22 protein-coding genes are annotated in these 24,220 nt (G+C 62.3%); 9 read left to right on the top strand and 13 right to left on the bottom strand.

The window, feature by feature from the left end:
- Nucleotides 1-24 precede the first annotated feature (24 nt).
- Together ASG84_RS25715 and ASG84_RS25710 are read left to right on the top strand one after the other, a co-directional pair.
- A complete protein-coding gene (locus ASG84_RS25715; protein ID WP_057479938.1) occupies nt 25-1,044 on the top strand; it encodes an ABC transporter substrate-binding protein in 1,020 nt (339 codons plus the stop codon).
- 30 nt (nt 1,045-1,074) lie between these two features.
- A complete protein-coding gene (locus tag ASG84_RS25710) occupies nt 1,075-2,094 on the top strand; it encodes an MDR family NADP-dependent oxidoreductase (protein WP_057479791.1) in 1,020 nt (339 codons plus the stop codon).
- 34 nt (nt 2,095-2,128) lie between these two features.
- Here the strand turns inward: ASG84_RS25710 and ASG84_RS25705 are convergent, their stop codons facing one another.
- The gene (locus tag ASG84_RS25705) at nt 2,129-3,493 is read right to left on the bottom strand and encodes a DUF1254 domain-containing protein (protein WP_057479790.1); all 1,365 of its coding nucleotides are present in this window, start codon (nt 3,491-3,493) and stop codon (nt 2,129-2,131) included.
- Between the two features lie 168 nt (nt 3,494-3,661).
- On the opposite strand from ASG84_RS25705, the gene ASG84_RS25700 reads away from it, so the two are divergent.
- Nucleotides 3,662-4,705 carry an ABC transporter substrate-binding protein gene (locus ASG84_RS25700; RefSeq protein ID WP_057479789.1) on the top strand — a complete coding sequence of 348 codons (1,044 nt, stop codon included), beginning with the start codon at nt 3,662-3,664 and terminating at the stop codon, nt 4,703-4,705.
- Nucleotides 4,706-4,777: 72 nt separating this feature from the next.
- Here the strand turns inward: ASG84_RS25700 and ASG84_RS25695 are convergent, their stop codons facing one another.
- Complete coding sequence (locus ASG84_RS25695; RefSeq protein ID WP_162248374.1) at nt 4,778-5,161, bottom strand: DUF202 domain-containing protein; 384 nt, start codon at nt 5,159-5,161, stop codon at nt 4,778-4,780.
- On the bottom strand, nt 5,146-5,475 hold the full coding sequence (locus ASG84_RS25690; RefSeq protein ID WP_235581853.1) for a YidH family protein: 330 nt from the start codon (nt 5,473-5,475) through the stop codon (nt 5,146-5,148). The genes ASG84_RS25695 and ASG84_RS25690 overlap by 16 nt, the downstream gene beginning before the upstream one ends.
- A 158-nt stretch (nt 5,476-5,633) precedes the next feature.
- Between ASG84_RS25690 and ASG84_RS25685 the strand changes: the two genes are divergently transcribed.
- Entirely contained in the window at nt 5,634-6,950 is a 1,317-nt protein-coding gene (locus ASG84_RS25685) for a DUF1254 domain-containing protein (RefSeq protein ID WP_057479786.1), read from the top strand.
- 64 nt (nt 6,951-7,014) lie between these two features.
- Here the strand turns inward: ASG84_RS25685 and ASG84_RS25680 are convergent, their stop codons facing one another.
- Nucleotides 7,015-7,797 carry an SGNH/GDSL hydrolase family protein gene (locus ASG84_RS25680; RefSeq protein ID WP_057479785.1) on the bottom strand — a complete coding sequence of 261 codons (783 nt, stop codon included), beginning with the start codon at nt 7,795-7,797 and terminating at the stop codon, nt 7,015-7,017.
- An 82-nt stretch (nt 7,798-7,879) separates the two neighbouring features.
- Here ASG84_RS25680 and ASG84_RS25675 point away from each other — a divergent pair, with 82 nt between their 5' ends.
- Both ASG84_RS25675 and ASG84_RS25670 read left to right on the top strand, forming a co-directional pair.
- The gene (locus ASG84_RS25675) at nt 7,880-8,440 is read left to right on the top strand and encodes a PadR family transcriptional regulator (protein ID WP_057479784.1); all 561 of its coding nucleotides are present in this window, start codon (nt 7,880-7,882) and stop codon (nt 8,438-8,440) included.
- A gap of 88 nt (nt 8,441-8,528) precedes the next feature.
- A complete protein-coding gene (locus tag ASG84_RS25670) occupies nt 8,529-8,933 on the top strand; it encodes a nuclear transport factor 2 family protein (RefSeq protein ID WP_082521233.1) in 405 nt (134 codons plus the stop codon).
- A 13-nt stretch (nt 8,934-8,946) separates the two neighbouring features.
- Here ASG84_RS25670 and ASG84_RS25665 read toward each other — a convergent pair whose 3' ends face one another.
- Nucleotides 8,947-9,159 carry a TOBE domain-containing protein gene (locus tag ASG84_RS25665; protein WP_032406863.1) on the bottom strand — a complete coding sequence of 71 codons (213 nt, stop codon included), beginning with the start codon at nt 9,157-9,159 and terminating at the stop codon, nt 8,947-8,949.
- 121 nt (nt 9,160-9,280) lie between these two features.
- A complete protein-coding gene (locus tag ASG84_RS25660; protein ID WP_235581852.1) occupies nt 9,281-11,527 on the bottom strand; it encodes a molybdopterin-dependent oxidoreductase in 2,247 nt (748 codons plus the stop codon).
- A 350-nt stretch (nt 11,528-11,877) separates the two neighbouring features.
- Between ASG84_RS25660 and ASG84_RS25655 the strand changes: the two genes are divergently transcribed.
- Nucleotides 11,878-13,089, top strand: a complete 1,212-nt coding sequence (locus ASG84_RS25655; RefSeq protein WP_057479782.1) for a molybdopterin molybdotransferase MoeA — start codon at nt 11,878-11,880, stop codon at nt 13,087-13,089.
- A 48-nt stretch (nt 13,090-13,137) separates the two neighbouring features.
- Nucleotides 13,138-15,654: a molybdopterin-dependent oxidoreductase gene (locus ASG84_RS25650; protein ID WP_057479781.1), complete on the top strand. Its 2,517-nt coding sequence runs from the start codon at nt 13,138-13,140 to the stop codon at nt 15,652-15,654.
- An 89-nt stretch (nt 15,655-15,743) separates the two neighbouring features.
- On the opposite strand, the gene ASG84_RS25645 is transcribed toward ASG84_RS25650, so the two are convergent.
- Both ASG84_RS25645 and fdxA read right to left on the bottom strand, forming a co-directional pair.
- Nucleotides 15,744-16,970 (bottom strand): molybdopterin molybdotransferase MoeA, encoded by a 1,227-nt coding sequence (locus ASG84_RS25645; RefSeq protein ID WP_057479780.1) that lies wholly within the window; start codon nt 16,968-16,970, stop codon nt 15,744-15,746.
- Nucleotides 16,967-17,284 (bottom strand): ferredoxin, encoded by a 318-nt coding sequence (gene fdxA, locus ASG84_RS25640; RefSeq protein WP_032406796.1) that lies wholly within the window; start codon nt 17,282-17,284, stop codon nt 16,967-16,969. The genes ASG84_RS25645 and fdxA overlap by 4 nt, the downstream gene beginning before the upstream one ends.
- Before the next feature lie 245 nt (nt 17,285-17,529).
- Here fdxA and ASG84_RS25635 point away from each other — a divergent pair, with 245 nt between their 5' ends.
- Nucleotides 17,530-18,396 (top strand): SDR family NAD(P)-dependent oxidoreductase, encoded by an 867-nt coding sequence (locus ASG84_RS25635; RefSeq protein WP_057479779.1) that lies wholly within the window; start codon nt 17,530-17,532, stop codon nt 18,394-18,396.
- On the opposite strand, the gene ASG84_RS25630 is transcribed toward ASG84_RS25635, so the two are convergent.
- From ASG84_RS25630 to ASG84_RS25610, 5 genes are read right to left on the bottom strand one after another with little or no spacing between them, the layout of a single operon-like run.
- The gene (locus tag ASG84_RS25630) at nt 18,343-19,524 is read right to left on the bottom strand and encodes a PucR family transcriptional regulator (RefSeq protein WP_052060578.1); all 1,182 of its coding nucleotides are present in this window, start codon (nt 19,522-19,524) and stop codon (nt 18,343-18,345) included. The genes ASG84_RS25635 and ASG84_RS25630 overlap by 54 nt on opposite strands.
- Nucleotides 19,525-19,541: 17 nt before the next feature.
- Nucleotides 19,542-20,378: an SDR family NAD(P)-dependent oxidoreductase gene (locus ASG84_RS25625; RefSeq protein ID WP_057479778.1), complete on the bottom strand. Its 837-nt coding sequence runs from the start codon at nt 20,376-20,378 to the stop codon at nt 19,542-19,544.
- A complete protein-coding gene (locus ASG84_RS25620) occupies nt 20,375-22,141 on the bottom strand; it encodes an alpha/beta fold hydrolase (RefSeq protein WP_057479777.1) in 1,767 nt (588 codons plus the stop codon). The genes ASG84_RS25625 and ASG84_RS25620 overlap by 4 nt, the downstream gene beginning before the upstream one ends.
- Nucleotides 22,138-23,628 carry a flavin-containing monooxygenase gene (locus ASG84_RS25615; RefSeq protein WP_057479776.1) on the bottom strand — a complete coding sequence of 497 codons (1,491 nt, stop codon included), beginning with the start codon at nt 23,626-23,628 and terminating at the stop codon, nt 22,138-22,140. Before ASG84_RS25615 ends, ASG84_RS25620 begins: the two co-directional genes overlap by 4 nt.
- Nucleotides 23,622-24,062 (bottom strand): thioesterase family protein, encoded by a 441-nt coding sequence (locus ASG84_RS25610; protein WP_162248373.1) that lies wholly within the window; start codon nt 24,060-24,062, stop codon nt 23,622-23,624. Before ASG84_RS25610 ends, ASG84_RS25615 begins: the two co-directional genes overlap by 7 nt.
- Nucleotides 24,063-24,220 lie beyond the last annotated feature (158 nt).

Below are 24,220 nucleotides of genomic sequence, written 5' to 3'. Positions count from 1 at the left end.
GTGAACGCACTACGTCGATCGGTGATGTCCGTCGGGATTGCCGCGGTGACTCTCGTTGCCGCGGCGTGCGGACAATCCTCGCAGGAGGCAGGGTCCGCACCGGTACAGGGTTCGTGGGACGACGTCGTGGCTGCGGCCAACGATGAAGGGAGTGTGCACCTGTACTCCACCCAGCATCCCGAAAACCTCGAAACACTCGAGACCGCTTTCGAGTCGAAGTATCCCGACATCGATCTCCAGTTCACGCGCGGTAGTGACGTCGAGCTCAACCCGCGAGTGGAGACCGAAGTCCGCACCGGCCGTGGAACAGCCGACGTACACATGTCGACCGATCCCGCGTGGATCACCACTGCGTCCGAATCGGGCACCTACTCGACCCCGATCGTCGGGCCGGCCTTCGACGACCCGGCCTACGCTCGATCGACGAGCATGCTGAACGACACGTTCTTCCTCACCAGCGCAGCGATATTCGCACTCGGATGGAACACCGATGCAGTTCCTGCCGGGCTTTCGTCCCCGCAGGATCTGCTGGATCCGGCGTTGAAAGGTCGGATAGGCATCGTGAATCCTGCTGGGTTCGCCGCCGTCGTCGACGAGTATCGATTCTTCGACGAGAACTGGACCGGTGGCGGCTTCCTGGACAAGCTGGCTGCGCAGGAACCTCGGGTTTATCCCGGCGCGTTGGCTGTGGCTCAGGCACTGAGCTCCGGCGAAATCGCCGCATCGCCGATGGTTCCCCCGCTGATCCGCGAGAAGGAAGCCGGCGCACCCGTCGAGTGGATACTTCCCGATCCGGCGTGGGGTGCGCCGTACTACTCCCACGTATTGTCCTCGGCGCCGCATCCCAACGCCGCGCAGGTGCTGGCCGACTTCATGGTGTCCGCCGACGGGCAGCGCGCCCTGTCGAAGGGGTACGGCAGCGCTCTGCCGGATATCGAGAACTCGGTGGGTTCGGCTCAGGACATTTCGCTACCGGATACGGATTCGCTGACGCCCGAGAAGGTCTCGCAGTTTCAGCAGGAGTGGGAAAGCAAGTTCACCTGATTCCCGGACTCGAAAGGACGGCACCCGCCCATGCTCAGCCGAACGCTGTGCCTCGCCGCCCGCCCGAGCGGGAAGTTGGCGACTATCCATCTGGAACTGCAGGAAATCCCGCTCGCTCCGCTGCTCGATGGCGATGTGCTGGTAAAAAATACGTGGCTTTCGGTCGATCCGTCGATTCGACTGCGACTGGGTGAATCGGCACCTTCCGGGTACCTACCACCGCTCTCTGTCGGAGAGGCGTTGGTGGGGTTGGCACTCGGCACCGTCGTCGAGTCACGGCACGAGAACTTTCGGCCGGGAGATCTGGTGTCGCACATGAACGGCTACCGCGACTATGCGACGGTCTCTGCTACCGCCGGTGGATTGGGCGGCGCTGGCACCCTGACCAAGATCGATGCCGGTGACTGGCCACATCAGTGGTTTCTCGGGCCCCTGGGGAGTTCCGGCCTCACAGCGTATGTCGGCCTCTTCGAGGTCATGAACATTCGACCGTCCGATACAGTCTGGATTTCCGCCGCCGCAGGAGCAGTCGGCAGTACCGCTACCCAACTCGCTGTCCACCACGGGTGCACGGTGATCGCGTCCGCAGGCAGCAGACTCAAGGCCGATCACCTGGTCGACGCTCTCGGAGCTTCCCGATCGTTCGATTACCACGACGGCGACATGGACAGCCTGCTCGCACAGGCAGCGCCGCACGGGATCGACGCATACTTCGACAACGTCGGCGGATCCCACTTCCCAGCTGCCCTGAACGCACTTCGACCCGAGGGACGCGTCGCGATGTGCGGGGCCATCTCCACCTACGAGACTTCGAACACGCTCCCGTCGAACCTCTTTCAGATCACGGCCAAGAGTTTGTCGATACGGGGATTTCGAGCCGGATCGTTCGGGCACCTCTACGACAGAATGCGATCCATCGTCGGAAGCCGACTGGCCGACGGGACCATGATCTACGAGGAATCCGTCTACGACGGCCTCGAGCTTGCCTCCACCGCGTTGGTCGATCTGCTCAACGGACGAACCAGCGGAAAGACGCTGTGTCGACTGTGAAGCCCTGCCGATTGTGAACCCCTGACACGCCGGTTCAGAGCGGTTCGGCATTCGACCGCACGATGCGCGGCGGCGTCCATCGCTCGCTCAGCGCATCCTCGGTCGGTTGATAGATTCTCAGGACCAGAAAGAACGGGTGCTGGGGTGCCGGCAGCCAGGCGTGCTGAGGACTGTTCGGCATGGGCTGCGATGCGCTCACAGTGATCGCCGACGGTCCTCCGGCTCCGTCGCCGCCATTGACCGCTGATCCCACCGAGTGCATCTTTTCGGGCGCGTCGTACAACCAGCCGGTATCTGCGTCGTACAGCGTGATACTCCAAAAAGCCTGTGCTGGCGGCGGAGTGACGAATTCGATGGTGTACTCGTCTCCGCCTTCGCACGACAGTCGTTGTCCATCGTGGTCGACATAGCTGTTGTACGAGCAATTTTCCTCGACGACGTTCGCGCCGAGACCGACGTAGTTCATGACCGCACGTGCAAGAAAGTTGTGTCCGTGGGCACCCTTGCCGAGCACCCTGGTCCAGCCGGACTCGGTGCGACGTCCCAGCAGCGATCGAGATCGAGACAACAGTGCCATTGCTGACTCGAATCCTGCTTCCACACCGTTCCGGGTGGCCTCGTCGAGGTCGTCCATGGAGAAGTCCCCCGAACCGACCCCGATGTGTCGGAACTGGTGCACGTGGGCCACGTCGCCGAACGGCACCCCGTTGTGAGCGAGCGACGCGTCGAGCGCGGTCAGGAACGCGCGAGAGGAGGTCTCGACCTCCCGCGAACCCACCACCGGCCAGTTCCGTGCAGACGGAGCGAGCGCATCGATCGTGACCGCATCCTGCAGACCGTGCACCTGCAGCAGGTCCACCGGACCGAACGTCTGAATTCGCATCAACAGCCACATCATCGGTGTGGCGACTCTGAACACCTCCACTCCCTCGGGGACCTCACCGGTCCAGTCCGTACAGGCCAGGAGCAACTCACGCGGCTGTTCAGGATGCGTCCGCCTGCTGACATTGCTTGCGTTGCTGTAGGCGTCGAGGAAATTCAACGTGTAGTACCGATCACCGAAATCGGGCAGGCCGATGACGATCGGTCCGTTCGAAAGGTCCAGCCACGCATTGGAATACAGAGTGTCGACGTTGGGTACCCGAAACGGTTGGAATCCCGCACCGGCAATGCTTCGCTCGTGAGTCAACGTGTCGATTGCCCACTGGACGTCGCTCTCGGCCGGGGCACACGCGTCGCACATGCCGGCATACTGATACACCGATGGCAGACCGTAGATCACCGCCTGCACGGCCACCGAGTGCGCCCATCCTCGGCGGTCCTCTGCGTCCGATGGATGTATGTCTGCCGCATCGGTGGCGGTGAGCTGGTCGGCCGACTTCACGTCGTAGGTACGCATCGGTGAAAAGTCCTTCCTCGCAGACGCTGTCGCTACCGGCAGCGTCCGTTGCAATTCGCAGGCCTCCGCACGTTGGGGCCGTAGAACCACTCGACGGATCTTCGAAAGTGATTGACATCACCAACCATACCTGCTGAACTGAGGTCAGTTCAAACAGGAGGACAAAACATGCGACATTCGGTCCGGACGAAACACATCATCGTGATGCTCGTCGCCACGTCGACCGTTGCGCTCAGCGCGTGCGGGTCGTCGGGCGGCGACACTGCATCGGTGGAAGGAAGTTGGGAAGACGTGGTGTCAGCGGCCGAACAGGAAGGCTCGGTGACGCTCTATTCCAGCCAGAACACCACCATTCTCGACAGCGTCAAGGCTGCGTGGAATACGAAGTATCCCAACATCGCTCTCGAATATGTGCGTGGTACCGACGCGGATATCAATCCACGCATAGAGGTCGAGAACAAGACGAAGAACGGGATTGCCGACGTCCACGTCGTGACCGATACCGCGTGGATCACCTCCGCTGCAGAGTCGGGTAACTACTCCCAGGAGCTACGCGGCCCGAGTTTCGACAATCCTGATTACGACCGGGACTCCAGCATCAAGAACGACCGCCTGTTCCTGAACGTCGCGGCTACCTTCGGAATGGGCTGGAACACCGACGCAGTCGCAAACGGCCTGAGCGATCCTCGCGATGTTCTCGACCCCGAATACAAAGGGCGCGTAGGCGTAGTAAGCCCTGTCGGCATCGCTTCGTACGTCGATCTGTACAGTTTCTATCGCCAGAATTTCGGCGACGATTTTCAGGAACGCCTTGCCGGACAAGAACCGAGAATCTATCCCAGCGCCCTCGTACTCGCACAGGCATTGACGTCGGGCGAAGTTGTCGTAGCACCGATGGTGCAGCCACTGGTTCAAGAAGTAGCGGCAGGTGCGCCGGTGAACTGGGCTCTTCCTGAACCATCGTGGGGAACCCCGTACTACGGGCACGTCACGGCGGTCGCGCCCCATCCGAATGCGGCCCAGCTCCTGGCCGACTTCTTGGTCAGTACGGAGGGACAGACAGCGCAAGCCATCGGAGTGGCAACAGCGCTGCCCAACATTGCCGGCGCGACCGCGGACGCACACGACGTCCAGGCTCCCGACCCCGAACAGTTGACCAAGCAGTACGTCGACCAACAGTCTGCGGAGTGGGAACAGCAGTTCTTGAAGTAGCGTCTTCGGCTACGCAGAACGGAGGGCAGGCCGTGACGGGATCGCACCGTCACGGCTTGCTCGTTTTCCACATCAGGTAGACGCGGCGGACCAGATGACGAAGATCATGGCGATCACCCCGAGGGTTGGAATCAGTACAGCGATGGCATGAGCACGCAACGGAAATGTCAGCGGCACAGCGCCTCTACCTCCGGCCGTACGTTCGGCACGAATCCGAGCGATCCATCCCGAAACCAGCAGTGCCGCTGCGGCGAAGCTGACCAGGACAGCCGCAGCGATCAACGCGGGCGCACGAGTGTGCGCGCCCAGACGAATACCGATCACCGCGCAGACGGCGATCGCCGACTCGGTCCGTGCCCACGCCAGCTCGGTTCGCTCGACTTGCAGACCTCCGTCTCCCAGCCGGCCACCCGGCCTGCTCTGTACGCGTCGTCGGTCGATCACAGGACGGACCACAACACCAATACTCCGACCGTGGTGAGAACCACCGCCAGAGGCAAGGCGATACGAGGAGAAGGAAGGGCCTCGGACTGCCGCATACTCTTCTCGGTCCGCGCCCAGCCCCACCATGCGTGCAACGGAACTCCGATCGACGACGCGATCAGCATCACCGAGGCGACCACACTCTGCACGGACCCGCCGCCGATATCGAACACTTGCAGGGCGACCCCAGCCGCCATCAACGCCAACGACGTACGGATCCACGCCAGGTAGGTTCTCTCGTTCGCCAGGCTGAAGCGTGGATCAGGCTCGACTCCAACGGAATACACCGAACGAGGAAATCTGCCACGCCTGTCGCTAGTCACATCGACCTCTCGAACTCCACTGCACACGCAGCATTGCCGCGTCCGAACCTTCGCGTATCACGTCCGTCGATACGATCCCCAGGTTACAGTCAAGATGAATTCAATTCATTTCAAGGGGTCCTATGACGAACCAGACCGAGCCCGAACGTACCGATCTGCGCGACGATGCGACTGCACTCCAGGTCTGGGGATTTCCGGTCATCTTTGCTCAACGTCTTCGGCTGAGGTTCACCGATCCATCGAATCCACACGGGGAGCGACCATCCACATCGGCAGGCGCTCCGCTCAATGTCCTAGGACACCAACGAGAATTATCGAATCCCACTCTGACCGCCGGCGTCGCCCCGAACGTCGACACCCTGTACTCGCTGGCATTCGTCGACCTGGACTCGGGAGACTTCGAACTCTCGCTACCGGACTTCGCCGACCGCTACTACAGCGTGCAAATCGGTGAAGCGGACTCGTCCACGAACACGGTCATCGGTCGAAGGACTCACGGGTCTCGCATCCCGCCGATCACGTTGTCCCGGCAGACATCAGAGGCTGCTGACACGGGATATACGGAGGGACGGATTGCCTGCCGATCGAGGTTCGTGATGATCGCCATCCGGATTCTCGTCGATCCATCCCGTCACGGGGACCTCATGGAGGTCAACGAATTACAACAGCACATCGCTTTGACCGGCCCACCTGCGCCGCCGACCGAACGCACCGAACTCGCCCTCAGCACCGTCGAACGTTCCGACGAACTACAGCGGCCCCGCCACTTTCTCGATGCCCTCGATCACGCGATCGACAACCTGGCCGCGTCGGACGTACCGCCCTGGGTCGGGGACGCGCACTGCCGTCTGAACGACGCACTCGACAGGGCAGGTGACCGCGATGCCGCCGAGCAGGCCATTACCGAAGGCCTGGTGTCAGGCCTCGAAACCATTGCTACGCAGGTCAAATCGATGGGGCGCACCGCCAACGGCTGGGCGATCAACGACGCCGGTGCGGACTTCGGCACGAACGATCTCCTGCGGGCCGCGGTCGCCTACTCCCAGGTCTACATCAACCCCGCAGCCGAGGCGTCCTACCCCGTGTGCGAACAAGACGAGACGGGCCGTCCGCTCGACGGCTCCCACGACTACGCGATCACTTTTCCGGCCGGTGAGTTGCCTCCCGCCGAATTCTTCTGGTCCATGACCGTCTACTACGCCCGCGGACTTCTGTATGCGAACGAACTCGAACGTTACGCCATCACCGACCGCACACCGGATGTGCACTACAGCACGGACGGGTCGCTGACCGTGATGGTGCAAAATGGTTGTCCGACAACTGAAAACACGGCCAATTGGCTGCCGTGCCCGCCCAGCCCCTTCCGGCTGATGCTGAGACTCTACGGTCCGAAACCAAGTTGTCGCTGGTCTCCCCCGCCGGTAGTTCGCCAGCGGTGATTGCCGCATCGTTCACCGCTCTGTCGGTGTGAGCCGACATCATTACTCTCAGCGCCCGTTGACCTCACCACTCGCGTACCGACGTCAGTTCGGGCCGTTTTGCCGTCCGACTGTCGCCCGAGGAGCGCCTACGGACGCGGCGAGTCAACCACGGCGCAAGGAACATTCCGGCCCAGTACAGGTCGCCGCGAACCCGCGAGACCAGATGTGGGCGCCCGAGTGGGGCCAGTGGACGATCCCATGCGTCGGTGGCACCCGGCAGGCCGAGAGCGAATGCCGCGGCCGCGGCGAGCCGCGCGTGTCCTTTCTCGTTCAGATGCAAGCGGTCCCAGCTCCACAGACGCGAATCCGATGCCACGTCATGCTTCTCGAGATCAATTACTATGACACCGAATTCTTCTGCAGCCGTCCGAATCTCGGCGTTCAGCTCGGTCATACGCTTCGCGATGATCGCTCGACCGGGGACGGGGTGTGCGAGGCGGGGAAACGTCATGGTGATCACGGTGCAGTCGGCCGCTCGCAGCGCGCCGAACATTGTGCCCAGCTCACCGGCCACAGTGCGCGCATCGAAATGGGGTCGCAAGATGTCGTTGACGCCGGCAGCGACGGACGCGACGGTGGGTCGCAACGCCACGGCGGCGGGCAATTGCTCGGCTCTGACCTCAGCAGCTTTGCGACCACGCACCGCGAGGTTCGCGTACACGACCGTGTCGTCGCTCTCGGCCATGTGCTCGGCGAGCCGATCGGCCCAGCCACGAAAGCCCGCCATGTCGTCGCCGTCGTTCAGCCCCTCCGTCTGACTGTCACCGAGAGCTACGTACCGCAACTGACCTTCTTGGTTCTCCATCACCGCTCCTTCGTCGAGCAGAAATATACAACAAGTTGCGTATGAAGAAGCTTTTCCTGCGCGACGGGTACTGTGCCGGATCATGTCCCTACGTGATGCCGTGCTCGCCGCACTGGTCGACGGGGAGCTGTCCGGCTACGACTTGTCCAAGGCGTTCGATGCAACGGTCGCCAACTTCTGGACTGCCACTCCTCAACAGCTCTACCGCGAGCTCGATCGAATGGATCGAGACGAGGTGATCACCGCGAGACTGGTAGAGCAGGACGGTCGCCCCAACAAGAAGCTGTTCAGCCTGACCGACAAGGGTCGTGCGGCGCTGCGCCAGGTCAGCCACCGCCGCCCGAAGCTTCCCGCGATTCGCGACGAGCACCTGGTGGCAGTGCACGCACTGGAGGCCGGCGACCTCGAGCCGATGACTGCCGCGATCCGCGAACGGATGCAGCTCTCACGCGACAAACTGGCCAGGTACGACCGGATGGCGCACCGCCTGCTCGACGGACGCACCGAGACCGACTTCCTGGCGACCGCAGATCGCATCGGCCCATACCTCACCCTGATGCGAGGACGAATGTTCGAGGAAGAATCTCTCCGCTGGGGTGCCCGGATTCTCGACGTACTCGAGGTCCGCGCTGGTCGACGCTGACCGCCATTACCCGATCAATAGTCACAAAGTTGTGTATCGTTCGCGATAACACCCGAACCCGGGTCCGACCCTACTCAGGAGATGACGCGTGCAGCGGTTCCGACAAGCCGTCGAGGCGAACGACCACGACGCCATGGCCTCCACCCTTGCTGACGACGTCGTCTTCAGCTCGCCAGTTGCGTTCAAGCCGTACCACGGCAAACCGATGACCGCGGCGATACTGCGGGCCGTCACGCGGGTGTTCCGCGACTTGCGATACGTCCGAACTGTCGAAGACATCGGCGGTCGCGATCACGTCCTGTTCTTCGAGGCCCGCATCGACGATGTGACCGTCCATGGCTGCGACATCCTGCACCTCGATTCCGACGGCCTGATCGACGACTTCACCGTGATGGTGCGTCCGCTGTCGGCGGCACAGGCACTCTCCCGGGCCATGGCTACGGAATTCGCCGCCGAGATGGCGTCGAACACTGCGACCGACAAGATGGACTGACCCGCTGGACTTCTCACTCGACGCCGATCGTCACCTCGGTGGATTTGACGAACGCGGTTGCCTGCTGCCCCACCGCGAGCCCGAGCTCCTCGGCGGCCTCGCGGGTGATCGAGGAGGTGACTGTCTGGTCGCTGCCGTCGAGACGAACCTTCACCGTCGCCATCACACTGCCGAGCGTGACCTCGGTGATGGTGCCGACGAGCTGATTGCGGGTGGACAGTCGCACGATGGTTCCTCCATGTGAAAAGTAGTTCATGAATGGTCGAGCGAAGCGAACGATACTGGAGGTGCCACACAGCGTCTGCATTCTTCGGTGCTGTCCGACCCGCAATGCCGAGCCCCCCTGCTCACTCCAGGGCGGGCATTGCGTCCACGCGCGCGGGCACGTGCTTGTGCCACGGGGTCGCGGAAAACTCGTCGCGGCGAGCGGCATCGGTCAATTCGTTGGGTGCAACTCCGACGCGGGCCGCGGAACCGGGAAGGTCGAGTCCGAAGCCGTTGGGAAGGGAGATATGGCCGGGTTGCATCGTGTTCGTGATCTCGACCTGTGCCACGGCCGACCCCTTGGCGGTCGTGATCTTGGCATTGCAGCCTTCGGACAGTCCGAGCGCCTCGGCGTCGACCGGGCAGATACGCAATGCACCGTTCCCGCCCCGTTTGCGCCAGGTGTCGTCCCGAAAAATGGTGTTCGCAGTGAACGCGCGACGTTCGCCTGCGGAAAGTACGAAAGGGAAGTCATCGCTGGTGTGAGACGGATCGCTGTTCTTCAGGTTTCTCAAGGAGCCCAGCAGGGGTGCGATGGCCAGCTGTATAGGTCTGTTGGCGGCGGGAACATAGTCCCACGCTCCGCCGTCGAGGTCGTCGACGGTCATCTCGACGCCTGATCGGTTCTCCAGAATTGCGGCGAACAAGGCTTCGGCATTGCGATGGCCCGCTGCGCGGACCGATCGGGGGTGCTCGCGGTAGATCTTGTGGGACAGCGCCCACAGCGCCGCAGCCGATGTCGCGCCGTTCGGGAGCGTGGGGCCGAGCGTTGCGTAGAGCAGGTACGCGGCGACCGGGACGGACTTCTTGTCGAGCCCGAGCAAGGCAAGAAATGTTGCTGCGTAAACCTTGTGGCCCAGCTTGAGCGCCCCACGCAGCAAGGTGATCCAGCGGGGTTTCACCAAGCCCAATTCGTTGATCAATCGTGCATAGATCTCGGGTTCGGGCAACGTTCCCGGCAATGGGTCGAGGATCGGTGCCCGCAACTGAAAGCTGTTGCGCGGGTATTCGAGACAGAAGAACGTCGCCTCCCATTTCTCGAACTGACTGGACGCGGGAAGCACGTAATCGGCGCGTCGTGCAGTCTCGGTCATCGCAACGTCGATCACCAGGCTGAATTCGAGTTCGTCCATCGCTGTGCGAAAGCTTGCAGAGTCGGCCATCGAATGCGCAGGGTTGGACGACTCGATCACCATTGCCCGGAACCTCGCGGGGTGGTTGTTCGACACCTCCTCTGCGATGGCGTTACCCGGAACCAACCCACCGAACATCGGCGTACCGTGAACCGGTGTGCTTTTGACGTCGAGTGAGTAGTTCAACAATGGTGCGAGCCACGAGTGATTATGCATGGCACCACTTTTCGCAAAATTTCCGGTGACGAGCCAGATGAGCTTCTCGAGGTAGGAGACCAAGGTGCTGTTGGGGCTCTGCTGGACTCCGAGATCCTCGTAGATCGAGACGCTGTCCGCTGTCCCGATGAGATGCGCCGCGCGCCTGATCGCGGACTCGTCCACTCCGCACACACCTGCGTAGGCCGAAACGTCGAGTCCGTGAACTGCGGCCACTACCTGTTCGACACCAGCTGTGTTCTCGTGCAGGAAGGCGTGGTCCATCATCCCGTTATCGACGATGATCGCCAAAATGGCTGCAAGGCACCACGCGTCGGTTCCCGGCTTGATCTGTAGATGTATGTCGGCGCGCTCTGCAGTTTCCGTTCGCACCGGATCCAGGACGATCATCGACCTGAGGGGGTCTTTGCCGATCTCCTGCAGCACGGTACGAGCTCGGGCGACACCGTGCGACTGCCACGGATTCTTGCCGAGAAACACACTGACCTGCGCACGGTCGAAATCGCCCACAGTGTGGCTACCTGTGAGGTGCGCGTCGACCCACGCCTCTCCGGTCTTCTCCTGCGCGATGGCGTTCGATCGATACCGCGCACCCAGTCCGCGCATCAGCGCACCGGCGTAGGCACCGCCCAGATGATTTCCCTGTCCGCCGCCGCCACAGAAAAAGATGCTCTCACCGCCGTGCTTGTCACGAACGGAGCCCAGACGCCGTGCGATCTCTGCGATCGCCGTATCCCAGTCGACCGGCATGTACGTGCCGTCGGCCTCGCGTCGCATCGGAGTATCCAGTCGCGACCCGCCGTTCTGGTAGTGGTCCAGCCTGAGCGCTTTGTTGCAGGTGTATCCGAGCGACTTGGGGTGGTCCTTGTCGCCACGAATCTTGGCGATCCTCCGACCTTCCGTGGAAACGGTGATACCACAGTTGTTTTCGCACAGAATGCAGGCGGTCTTCTTCCAGTCCACACTGCTCTCGTCCGTCACATTCGTCTCCAGTAATTGTATGTGGAACTGCATAGTACGCCTGCTGCACAATCGAGTCGGTGTGCAGTCGAATGAGGAGGTGATGAAACGATTTAGATGCCTCGACTGCGATCGGCCGTGATGGCGAGTGTCGCGCGATCGGGTATCGACGACAAGGTACGGGAGTACATACCTCCGCCGGAATCATTGTGCACGCGCACACTTCACACGGCATTTCGGCCGTTCTACCGAAGTTCGTTGCGCCGCAGACGATCCTCTGTACTATGACGGAATGCATAGGACTTGGGGCTCGTGACGTACATCGATGACATCCATCTTTCGACTGCGGTCGTCATCGACTTCCTGCGCTCATGATGCGGTCGGTACCCGGCCTGCGGACGGTGGAAGAACATCGTGCGCTCATCGACGGCTTGATCTCGCGCACCCCCACGGTGATGACGCCCCTGTCGCAGGCAGCAGGACGCGCCCTCGGCGCGGAGGTCGATGCTCCGATCCCACTTCCGCCCTTCGACAACTCCGCAGTCGACGGGTACGCGGTGCACGTCGCCGACCTGGTCGGTGCCGGACCCGACGCGGTCGTACACCTCCCTGTTGCACGCGTGATAGCCGCAGGTGATGGAACACGAGAAAAATTACGTGCGGGAACGGTTGCCCGCATCATGACCGGTGCCCCGATACCTGCAGGGGCCGACGCCGTGGTTCCGGTCGAGGATGCCCGGTACGACGGAACAGAGGCGGTGTTCGGTAGCCCGAGCAGGGCCGGCGCGAATATGCGGAGAACCGGGGAGGACGTCATGCCTCCGGAGCGCCTCTTCGATGCGGGAACGGTCCTGACGCCGTCGCGTATCGGACTACTGGCTGCATCCGGTCTGGGACGGGTTCTCGTACACCGTCGGATCCGGGTCGCCGTGGTGTCGACCGGCGCCGAGATCGTCGACGCTGCCACTCTTCTGCGTCACGGTCGTATTCACGACTCCAACTCGGCACTCCTGTCGGCCGCGGTCGAAGACTGCGGTGCCGAACTCGTGGCGTGTATTGCCTTGCCGGACTCGGTGAACCAACTCAGATCGCACCTAGCAGAGCTCGGAGCGTGTGCAGACGTCGTCATCACATCGGGCGGAGTCAGCGCCGGGGATCACGAGGTGGTCAAGCAAACGCTGATGCCCTACGGCGTGCGCTTCGCCGGCGTCGCGATGTCGCCCGGGCGACCCCAAGGTGCCGGAACCGCTTTCGGCACAACGTTATTGACCTTTCCTGGAAACCCCCTTGCCGCCTACGCTTCATTCGAGCTTCTCGCGCGTCCGATTCTCCGACGCGCTATGGGCCTGGTTCCGGACAACCGTCCTACCCTGCGGGTGCCGTTGGCACATCCACTACCCAGGAAGTGTGGAAGACACACCCTGGACCTCGCAATCGGACGCCCCGACGGGTCGATCGCCATGCTCACCGGCTCGGGAAAGCACGGGCTCGGCGCGGCGCGAGAGGCGGGCTATCTCGTGGAATTGAACGGTGCAGTTCCTTCCCTCGACGCCGGCGAGACGGTCACGGCGACAGTGCTCTGACCCGCGCGATCACATCCGATGACATGTAACGAGTGAAAAGAGAGCTCCATGGTCGAGAACGGCGCCACCGGCGACTGGCAGAAGACGGCATGCATTCTGTGCGAGTGCAATTGCGGTATCGAGGTGAAGGTCGAGGACAGGGCGCTTCTCAAGATCCGAGGCGACAAGGATCATCCCGGATCGCAGGGCTACACCTGCGAGAAGCCGCTCCGGTTGGACCGTTATCAAAACGGCGCTCACCGCATCGACTCGCCTCTGCGACGCCGTGCGGACGGCACCTACGAGGAGATCGACTGGACTACCGCGCTCGACGAGATCGCTGAACGTCTGCGGGCAGTTCGTGAACGACACGGAGGCGAACGCATCTTCTTCTACGGTGGCGGCGGACAGGGCAATCATCTCGGCGCTGCCTACGGTCGATCCCTGTTTCACGCAGTCGGAGCGAAATACACGTCGAATGCTCTGGCGCAGGAGAAGACGGGTGAAGCGTTCGTCGACGGTGAGCTCTACGGCAGTCACACCGCAGGTGACTTCGAGAATTCCGAAGTGGCCGTGTTCGTCGGCAAGAACCCGTGGCAGTCCCACGGACTGGCTCGAGCACGGCCCACACTCAAAGAGATCGCCCGTGATCCAGAGCGGTCGATCATCGTGATCGACCCGCGCAGAAGCGAGACAGCGGAGCTGGCGGACCACCACCTGCAAGTGAAGCCCGGGACGGACGCGTGGTGCCTCGCAGCTCTCGATGCCACTCTCGTGCAGGAGAATCTGATCGCCCACGAGTGGCTCGCGACCCACACCGTGGGGGTGCACGACGTCCTCGAGCTACTCCGCAGTGTGGACATCACCGACTACGCTCGTCGGTGCGGTGTGCCGGAAAACGACATTCGTGCGGCCGCACGTCGCATCGGACGGGCAAGCAGCGTCGCGACGTACGAGGACCTGGGAATTCAGCAGTCCCCCAACAGCACGGTGTGCGCGTATCTGCAGAAATTGATGTGGGTGCTCACTGGGAACTTCGCCAAGCCCGGTGGTATGCACATGCATTCGTGGGTCTTCCCTCTCGCCGGTGCCTGGTTCCCCATCCCGCGCGAGAACAGACCGCCGCTCGATGCGGCACGTCGAATCGCCGCACTACGCGCCATGCGCGCAGGTGCAGGTGCGCTGCGGTCGTTGACGACTCGGATGGGAGGCCATCGCAGGACTCGCAGCATCGTCGAGCGCGCGGCGCAGCTCGCCCTGAACAACTTTTTCTCCTCCGTGTCGGTAGCCGTGGCCGATCCGATAGCACGCACGATGGGTAATCCGTACCAGACGGGCTTCACACCGGTCACCGGCGCTCGCATCGTCTCCGGCCTCATACCGGGGAACTCGATCGCCGACGAGATACTGAACGATCACCCTGATCGACTGCGCGCCATGTGGATCGACTCGTCCAATCCTCTGCACTCCCTGGCGGACAGCGACCGATTCCGTCGCGCGATGCGCAGTCTCGAACTGACGGTCGTGGTCGACGTCGCACTCACCGAGACAGCGCGGGAGGCCGATTACGTTCTCCCTGCCTCGAGCCAATTCGAGAAGTACGAAGCGTCACTGTTCACTCTTCACTTCCCGCACAACGTGTTCCAGCTACGGGTGCCGCTCATGCAGCCGATGGCAGGCACTCGATCCGAGCCCGACATCTACGCCGAGATCATCGACAGACTCGGCGTCGTGGACGACAACGTGCTGTCGGCCCTCGGTGCGGCGGCACGTACGGGTTCGGCGACGTTCAACCTGGCACTCTTCTCGACCATCGAGCAGAAGCCGGAATTGGCCGGGCTCCTGCCGTACATCCTGTACCGCACACTCGGAGCCACGCTCGACGTAGGCAAGGAATCCACGGCGCTGATCTGGGGCCTTGCACAGCTCGCCTGCATCGCCACCCCGGATGCCGCGCGGCGGGCCGGATTCGACCGAGACGGTGCCGCGCAAGGAGATCAACTCTTCGACGCCATTCTCGCCGATCCGCAGGGCGTGACCTTCACCGAAGACCGGTACGAGGACGCATGGCGCTACATCCGCCACCCCGACGGCAAGATCCACGCCGCCATACCGGAGCTGCTCGCGGAATTGCGGCTGCTCGACCGAGAAGAACCGGGCTACACCAGCGACGACTACCCCTTCATCCTGTCCGCGGGTGAGCGACGAGCTTTCACCGCCAACGTCATTATCCGTGATCCCGAATGGAGACGACGGGACAAAGAGGGAGCGTTGCGGATGTGTCCCTCCGATGCGGAATCGATGGGGGTGGCCACAGGTGACACCGTTCGGCTGATCACGGAGACAGGTAGCGCCTCGACCGTGGTGGAAGTCAGCGACATGATGCAAGCCGGCCATGTGTCGCTTCCGAACGGAATGGGCGTCACCTACCCCACGGGTGACGGCAACGAGACAGTCGTCGGGGTGCCTCTCAACACGTTGACATCGATCACTCGTCGGGACAAGTTCTTCGGCACTCCCTGGCACAAGAACGTGCCGGTTCGAATCGAGCCGATCCAGAACTCGGCACAGGGGTCGAGCAGATGACCGCCCGGCAGTACTCGGAAGCATCGGCATAGCACGCAGATCGGTCCATGGCCTAGGCCATGGACCGATATGTTGCGGGCGGACGATGACTACCGCAGAGCGACGGCTGCCACCAGGTGTCCCGCCGCCAGTGACGCACTCGTATCGTCCAGACGCACGAAACAATCTGCGCCGGCTGCCGATTCGAGGCCATGCCGTTCCACCCCGGTCAGCAAGGTGACCGTTCCGTTCGTATTCAGGTGTGCGAGATGAAACGAAGGATGTCCAGGCCGCGGGTCGACGCCGTGAGCAAGCGGCACAGACACCTGTCGACGCTCCTCGGCGCTCAACCCCATGGCCAACCGAAAATTGGGGCGGGCGAACAACTCGAAGGATTCGTACGCGGCCAGTGGATTACCAGGAAAGCTGAGCACCGCAGTGCCCAACATGCGGCCGGCACCTTCTGGTCGGTCCGGCCACATAGCGACGTCCACGAATCCCATGTCCTCTGCGCGCAGAGCTGTGTCGACTACTCCGTCACGGCCCGCATCGATCCCCCCGGACGTGATGACGACGTCGGCTCCGGCGCACGCCGTCGCCAGAACGGCCCGAAATTCGTCCACCGAGTCCGCCACCGAAACGCACATGGTCACGTCGGCACCGCAGGCCACTACGGCGGCGGCGAGCATCACCGAGTTGCAGTCGTGAATCTGACCGAAGCCGAGAACTGTTGATCGGTAGATGATTTCGTCACCAGTCGAAATCACGGCTACGCGCAATCGCCTTCGGACCGACACGCTTCGAACGCCGACTCCGGCCAGCAGACCTGTATGCACCGGGGACAGGGCCGTTCCCGGCGCGAGAAGTCGCTGCCCTTCCCGCACATCCCGACCCCTACGCCGGATGTGAGCGCCGAAAGCGCATCTCCCACGAAATTCCACCCGGCCCTCATCTACTCGCACCTCGTCCATGGGCACTATCCCGGTAGACCCAGCGGGAACGGGAGCCCCGGCCGAGATTTCGACAGCCGTGCCGACAGCCGACACCACCGGCGCGCGATATGTCACCGGAACATGCTGTGCAACAGGCAATAGGACGGGAGATTCGGCCGAGGCACCGATGAGATCGGATACATGCACCGCGTATCCATCGACTGCGGACGTATCGAACAGGGGAAGCGGATCCGGTGCGAACACAGGCTCTGCCAGGACAAGGCCGAATGCCGCCACAAGATTGGACTGCCTGACCGCAGTGATCCCGATCAGACCGGCAACCATCGCAGAGTGCTCCTCCACCGACCGCAAGGCGACAGTGGACGTAGCGAACGGCGAGTTCATGAACGAGCCTGAACCGAGGCAACCAGCATCGTGTCTTTACCTGTAGGTCCAGTCTTGGCAGCACCCCCCGGGAAACCGAGTTCCTCGAAGAACTCGGCATTGGTGGATACGTAGCCAGTCCACTGCGGAGGTACGTCCTCCTCGAAGAAGATCGCCTCCACCGGGCAAACCGGCTCACACGCACCACAATCCACACATTCGTCCGGATGGATATACAACATCCGATCGCCTTGATACATGCAATCCACCGGGCACTCCTCGATGCATGCCTTGTCGAGAATGTCGACGCAAGGTTCGGCCACGATGTACGTCACGAGACTCCGTCCGTCATTGATTTCCGGTCGACAATTATGCCGAACGTCATACTACATACGAATAGCCAACGTAGATAGCAACTTTGGGCGTACATCGGTGGAAATACCATCTGCCCTTGCCGGTTGTGCACGCGCACATCGTCTCTGGCCCAAGAGTGGACACTCGCACCTTCCGCCCGGCCCTTGCTGCCATCCACAATCTATCGAGTCCCCTGTGACCGACCGATTCGAAGGGCTTGTGAACAATGACGTCCGTAGCGGGAAAAGTCGCATTCATCACCGGAGGGGCGTCTGGCATAGGCCTCGAAACAGGTCGCCGTCTCGCATCGCTCGGCGCGCACGTGGTCCTCGTCGATCGGTCCGAGATTTCCGCATCGGTGTTGGAGACCCTGGACACGGCCCGCCACTGTCGACACATGTCGGTCGTTGCAGATGTCACCGACACCGCGTCGCTGGAACTGGCCGTGTCCGCTGTCCTGACCGAATACGGATGCCTTGACGTGGTCGTCGCCAACGCCGGCATCGCCGAGGCCGGCACCGTCGCGATCAGCGATGTCGAATCGCTTGTCGCCATCGTCGAAGTCAACCTCATAGGAGTCATCCGGACGGTTCACGCAACCTTGCCTGCAGTGACGGCCCAGCGAGGCTACTACCTCCTGGTCTCCTCTGCTGCAGCCCTGAAGAACATCCCGGGCCAATCTGCCTACGCCGCATCCAAAACCGGTGTCGAGGCGTTCGGTGGCGGGCTACGGCTCGAAGTGGCTCACAAGGGCGTCGGCGTCGGCGTCGCCCACCCTGCATTCGTGCGCACACCGATGTTCGAGTCGCAGCACAGCATAGCGGCGGTGCGCGCAGGTATCGAGGAAATGCCGTGGCCGTTCAGCGTCGTGACAGAACTCGAAGACTGCGCAGCGGCTTTCGTGAACACGATCGTCGAACGTGGTCGAAAGGTCTATGTACCCGGTGCACTTCGCGGCGTGGACACCGTGCGCGGAGTGTTCACAGGCCGTCTGTGGGACGCCATTCTGCGTCCGCGGGTGAAGAAGACGGTTCCCGCTCTAGAGGACGGGATTCTTCGGGCCCGCACGCAGCGCTCGGTCACGGGTCAGTAACCACCACACCAATACCAAATCCGCGGTCGAGTCGATGTCCAGCCCGGTGAGGTCGCCGAAACGGGCGACGCGGTTGCGGACGGTGTTGCGGTGCACGAAGAGCGCAGCGGCGGTATCGTCGACGCGGCGATCGTTGTCGAGATACGTTGCGACAGTGTCCATGATCTCTCGACCGGTCGCGCCGCGAACCAATAGAGGGCTCAGGTGAACGCCGGCTATCTGCTCAGCGACTTCGTCAGCGAAGGCCAGCAGAGGAAGTGGTCCGAGCGCCGCGAGATCCACCAACCCGGTTCTGCCGAACATCGTGGCCAACGACAGCGCGCGTTGGGCCTGCTGGTACGAGGAGCGCGCGTCGGAGGGTTGGCGTGCGTCACCCACCCCGATGGCAATCTCGGACTCCAGCCGTTCCGGGACGATGGGCAACAAGGCTATCAATCGACCGTCGATGACCGCGTCGACCACATCGAGAACCTCTCCTCTACAACGCATCCGGAGCAACGCACGAGCGTCCGACGCTGTCACCGTGTCGTCCCACACGATGCAGGCGACGCGGTACGAATGCGACAGGTCTATGCCGTGCTCCTGTGCGTCGCCGGCCAGGGAAGAGGGTAGGTACGAATTCTCGACGAGTTGCCGGATCAGATCCGAGCGGCGGATGGCACCGGTGACTGCCCGCTCCTGCATCACGGTGTTGACGGCTGCCGAATAGGACGTCGCCCACTCCCACATCATGTCTTGCATGTCGTCCACTGCGTCCGTGGGCAGATTCTGCTCGGCCGCATTGTGCCTGATTATCTTGAACAGCTCCCGCGCCCCCAATTGGATGCTGTGGGCAACCAATTCGAGTGGGATCGTCTGATCCGCCCAGCGCCGGACCAATTCGGTCACGTCGCTTTCGTCCACCGACGGCGAGTTGCTTTGCACGCGCCATACCACTATGTCGAGCACGGCCCTGGTATTGCGTTCCACTTCCTCGCGAGCGACGGAGTCGTACAACGGAATCCGCTGGCGATACAGATCCGTCAATCGCGATGCCACCGAGTCGAGCTCTACGTCGGCACCGGCGATCAGCGACGAAATCCGTGCCGCGATCGCCCGCTCCCGGGTGGTGTCACTGTCTTCCTGCATCGAGCTACCTTCCGTCGCTACGATCGTGTCATATCCCGAGCCGACAGCCGTCGAATTTCGGGTGCGATGGCACGACTGCGGGCGGTGAAGGGTGCCGTCGTCAGTACCGCTCGTAGAGCGAGCAGAAGCCTGCCTGCCCGCGGATAGATCATTCTGGAGGAACGGTTTTCGAGTGCGCGTACGAAGTGAGGGACGATTCTGTCCGTGTGTGTGACAGCACCGAAAGGCCCGGGGAGAGCTTGTAGCAGCGCAACGAACGCTGGTTGGCTCATTTTGTTCGTGACCAGCGTCGTGTCGATCCACCCCGGATGAAAGGACCCGACCCGTACGCCGGTTCCGCTCAGTTCGAGTCGAAGCGAGTTGGCGAAGGCTTCGAGGCCCGCCTTGGCTGCTGCGTACGCCGAGTGCCCGGGCTGGTGAGCGAACGAAGCCCACGAACAGGTGAAGGCAACATAGCCTTCCGCTTTCATGACAGCGGGCAAGGCTGCTCGAACGATATTGTGCGCGCCGATCAAATTGATATCGATGATGCGCTGCCACGTTCCCTCTGGAAGCAGGTCGATCGGGCCGTAATCGGACACCCCAGCGTTCGCCCAGACGATGTCGATCCGGCGACGGGTGGCGAGAATTTGCTCGACCATTCGGTTGCAGGCCTCGGCATCGCGAACGTCCAACTCGTATGTGTCGCACTCCCCCGGCATGGTGGCCGCCACGCGGGCCAGACCGGCTGCGTCCACATCAGCGAGAACGACAACGCCTCCGCGAGCGGAACACTCGAACGCGGTAGCGGAGCCGAGCCCGCCCGCTGCGCCGGTGATCAACAGGACTTGTCCGGAAAGCGACGAAGCGGTCATGAAACAATCCCTTGTGGGTGGTTGGGCAGATCTACTACGGCAAGGGCCGATTCCGAAATGCTCCCCAGGATCAGGTGCGATCCGCGCCGCACCACGCTGGTGACCATCGCAAAGTCGGGCGTCGGCGACTGCAAGTCATGAACTATCGACCCGTTTCGGTCGATCGCCATGACCCAAGTGGTCCGTTCTCCTTGTCGGAGCTTCTCCGGCAAGGAGTAGGAGATCCGGCGGATGATTCCCGGCATGCGGGCCACTCGATCGTGCAGCGCATTCCGGGGCGTCGCCATCGACACCCACGTCAGGTCGCCGTCGACCGAGATGTTGTCGGGGAACGCGGGCAGGTTGTCGATCAGAGTTCGCGGGACCGCTGTCCCATCGACGAGAGAATACCGAGTGATATCGAAGTCTCCCGTCGAGACAACCGTTGCGAACTCTTCGTTGTCCGACACAGTCAGGCCGTTGGCGAACTGAATGCCATCGACGACAATTCGCGCCGTACCGTCCGGTGTCAATTTCACCAGATGACCGGTGCCCGAGTGCTCGAGCAGATCCGCCAAGAAGTCGTCGAACGAAAACCTACGCGAGGACACGGTGAAATAGATATTTCCCGATGGTGCCCGAACGACGTTGGACGCGAACGTGATCGGGACGGAGTCGAGGCGGTCCAACACCACGTCGACACAGCCGCTGTCGAGGTCGACACGCAACAAACCGCGTTCGCTGTCGCACACCAGAATCGTCGAATCGTCGACGACGGTGATGCCCAGCGGCCTACCCCCTGTATCGGCGAGGGTCTCGACAGTAGAGGTACCGTCGTAGATCAGTGTCACCCGGAGAATCCGCCCATCGACGAGTCCGGTGAGAATCCGTCCCTGGGAATCCAGCCGAACGTCCTCCGGGCCCCGGCCCGGCAGTTCGACGCGTCTGATCGAGCCCATCGGGGTGTCGCTGTACTTCGCTCTCGCACGGGCGGTCGACTTCGGCGGTGTCCACCGGACGGGTCGCAGACTCGGACTGAGTGTCGTCGCCGGAAGACGGGCCACCGACGGTGAAGCCTGACCGTTGACGACCGCGGCGATGGCACCCGCCGAACTCCAGGGCGCACCGTGCCCCTCGTGAGGCAAAGGGTAGGCGTCGATCCTCGGATCACTCGCCGACAACGCCATGTCACTGGAGTTCACTCGTCGGTCGTCGAGTCCATAGATCACCGACACCGGGCAGCTCAGTGCAGCCAGACGTTCCGAGAGCGAACGCTCCTCGAGGTAGTGATCGATCGAGGAGGTCGAGGTACGGAAACGTCGAATACCCGTGGTCAACAGGTCCTGTACCGCGAACTCCGGCACCGGACCACTCGGAGCGAACGCGGAGCCGAGCCCTGCACGCAGCATTCTCGAGGGAAGCATTGCCCACACTGCGTTGCCGAGTAGCGGCGTCCTGAGAATTCTCTCCGACAGACCGCGCGAGGTCAGTCGACTCGACACGGTCGGCGTCGTCGCGACGATTACCAGTCGTCGAACGAGCGCGGGGTACTGCTCGGCCAGTGATGTCGCGACCAGGCCGCCTCGCGAATGGCCTACCACGGTGACGGACTCGAAACCTGCTACTCGTATCTCGCGGGCGACATGAAGTGCATCGTGCTCGATGGTGTCGCTTCCCGGCAGGTCGGGCACGAGGACGTTTCCGGCCAGGAGTGGTTCCACGCGATCCCAGGTGGCGGCCGAAGCGCCGAGACCGTGCAGCAGAACGACTGCCTCGGATGTCATCGTGGCCTCTCGGAGGTACGCACGAGGTGGTCCTCGGGATCGAATCGAACCGTACGAGAGCGATAACCGAGAACGCTGCCGGGCCACAGGTTGCTGTTGCGGCCGGAAGGATCGAGATACCAACTCCGACAGCCGCCGCTGGTCCACACTGTTCCTTCGGTCAGTGCATCGATGTCGGTCGAGTACTTCGCCTGAGCCTGCGGCGTCGGCTCGATAGAGCCACCGGCATCGATTGCACGCTTCATGGCCCTCCCGATGTACTGGATCTGCGACTCGAACATCATGATGACCGAGGTGTGCCCGAGCGCAATATTGGGGCCGTGCATCAGGTACAGGTTCGGAAAACCCGAGACGGCGGTACCGAGATAGGCCCGTGGGCTCTCGCCCCAACTCTCGGACATCGATCGACCCTGTCCATCGAATACTCTGTCGGTCAACGGTAGTCGGCGCGTATCGAACCCGGTGCCGAAGATGATCGCATCGACCTCGTGCACTCCGCCCGCTGCATCCACGACTCCCGTGGGTGTCACCTTCGCTACTCCCCCGTTCTCGACGGTCACGTTCGGCTGAGCCAACGCCGGGTAGTACTCGTCGGACAGGAGAATGCGCTTGCAGCCCATCCGATAATCGGGCGTCAACTTTGCCCGCAGCGCAGGATCGCTCACGGCATGCGCAAGATGTGCTCGTCCTTCGTTTTCTCCGATTCGCATCAGAGCCGGATGCCGGAAGGCCAGCAGCTTGATCTCACGTTTGGCGTAGAGGACTGCTCTGGACGCACGCTGGTATCCCGGAACCGAACGCAAACGCCTACGGGTTCTCTCGGAAATCGGCCGATCGTTGCGAGGCATCACCCACGGTGCAGTGCGTTGGAACAGCGTCAAAGACCGCACGACCGGCTGGATCTTCGGCACGAATTGAATTGCCGATGCACCGGTACCGACGACGGCCACTCGCTTCCCCGAGAGATCGACCTCATGGTTCCACCGAGAGGAGTGGAAGATGGGGCCGGCGAAGGTGTCGATTCCCTCGACAGCAGGCAGCGACGGGTCTGCGAGCGATCCGGTGGCGAGCACGACATGGTCGGCAGTCGACGTTCCCCCGGCGGTGTCGAGTACCCATCGCGAGGTGTTCGAGTCCCACGCCAAAGATCGCACGGCACAACCGGTTCGGAGACGCGGGATCAGACCGTGATCGCGCGCGAGATTGTGAAGATACGAGCGGATTTCAGACTGTCGCGCATACGTGTGCCGCCAGGTGTGGCTCGGTGCGAACGAAAACGAGTACAGCAAGCTCTGCACATCGCAGGCGGCACCGGGATAATCGTTGTCGCGCCACACTCCCCCCAGCGACGACGCCCGCTCGAAGATGACGACGCTGCCGCTGTGCAATTTCTCCAGCCGGATAGCCGCACCGAGACCGGCGAACCCCGAACCGATGACTGCCAGGGTGTGATGATCGGGATCGGCGTCGGACCCGGTTTTCACCATGATTCTCTCGCGTTCTGTGAGTGAGGCTTTCGGGAGAATTCAGACCACGAGGTGACCGAAGCCGGCAATTCCGTGGGCAGTGCGAACGCGCCGTCGAGGGTCAAGATTTCAGCGGGACCGACCGAACCGTGAGTCTTGCTCGTCAGGCGAACAGACACGAACGCGGTCGCATAGTCGATGTCGCCGATGTGGAATACCTGCTCGAAGTAGAGGTTCTTGGCATCGGTGCCCAGCAGGCGTGTTCGCACGCGGTACGACCGAGGGAAAGTGAGAGAACGGTGATACGTGATGGTTTGGGCGGTCACCACCGGGCTCCACCCGCGGCTGCGAAACTGCGCCCAGAGACCTGTTCTTGCGTAGTACGAAATTCGCGCAGCGTCCAGAACGGACAGGTATCGACCGTTCGTCATGTGCATCAGGACGTCGAGATCCACGAGAAGCACCCGGAACCGCGTTTCCAAAGCCTCCCCTACCGTGGCTTTTCGCCTCGTGGGCCGCATGCGAACGAGCCAGCGGATCGTCATGATCACAGTGCTCACCCCTTCGCCGACGTTATTCTCTGCACCATCGTGGTCGAGAAGGTTCGTCGTCG

The sequence above is a fragment of the Rhodococcus sp. Leaf278 genome, assembly GCF_001426085.1.
Classification (GTDB): domain Bacteria; phylum Actinomycetota; class Actinomycetes; order Mycobacteriales; family Mycobacteriaceae; genus Rhodococcoides.
Note: the sequence above shows the minus strand (reverse complement) of the source record. Positions and strands in the feature narration are given on the sequence as shown.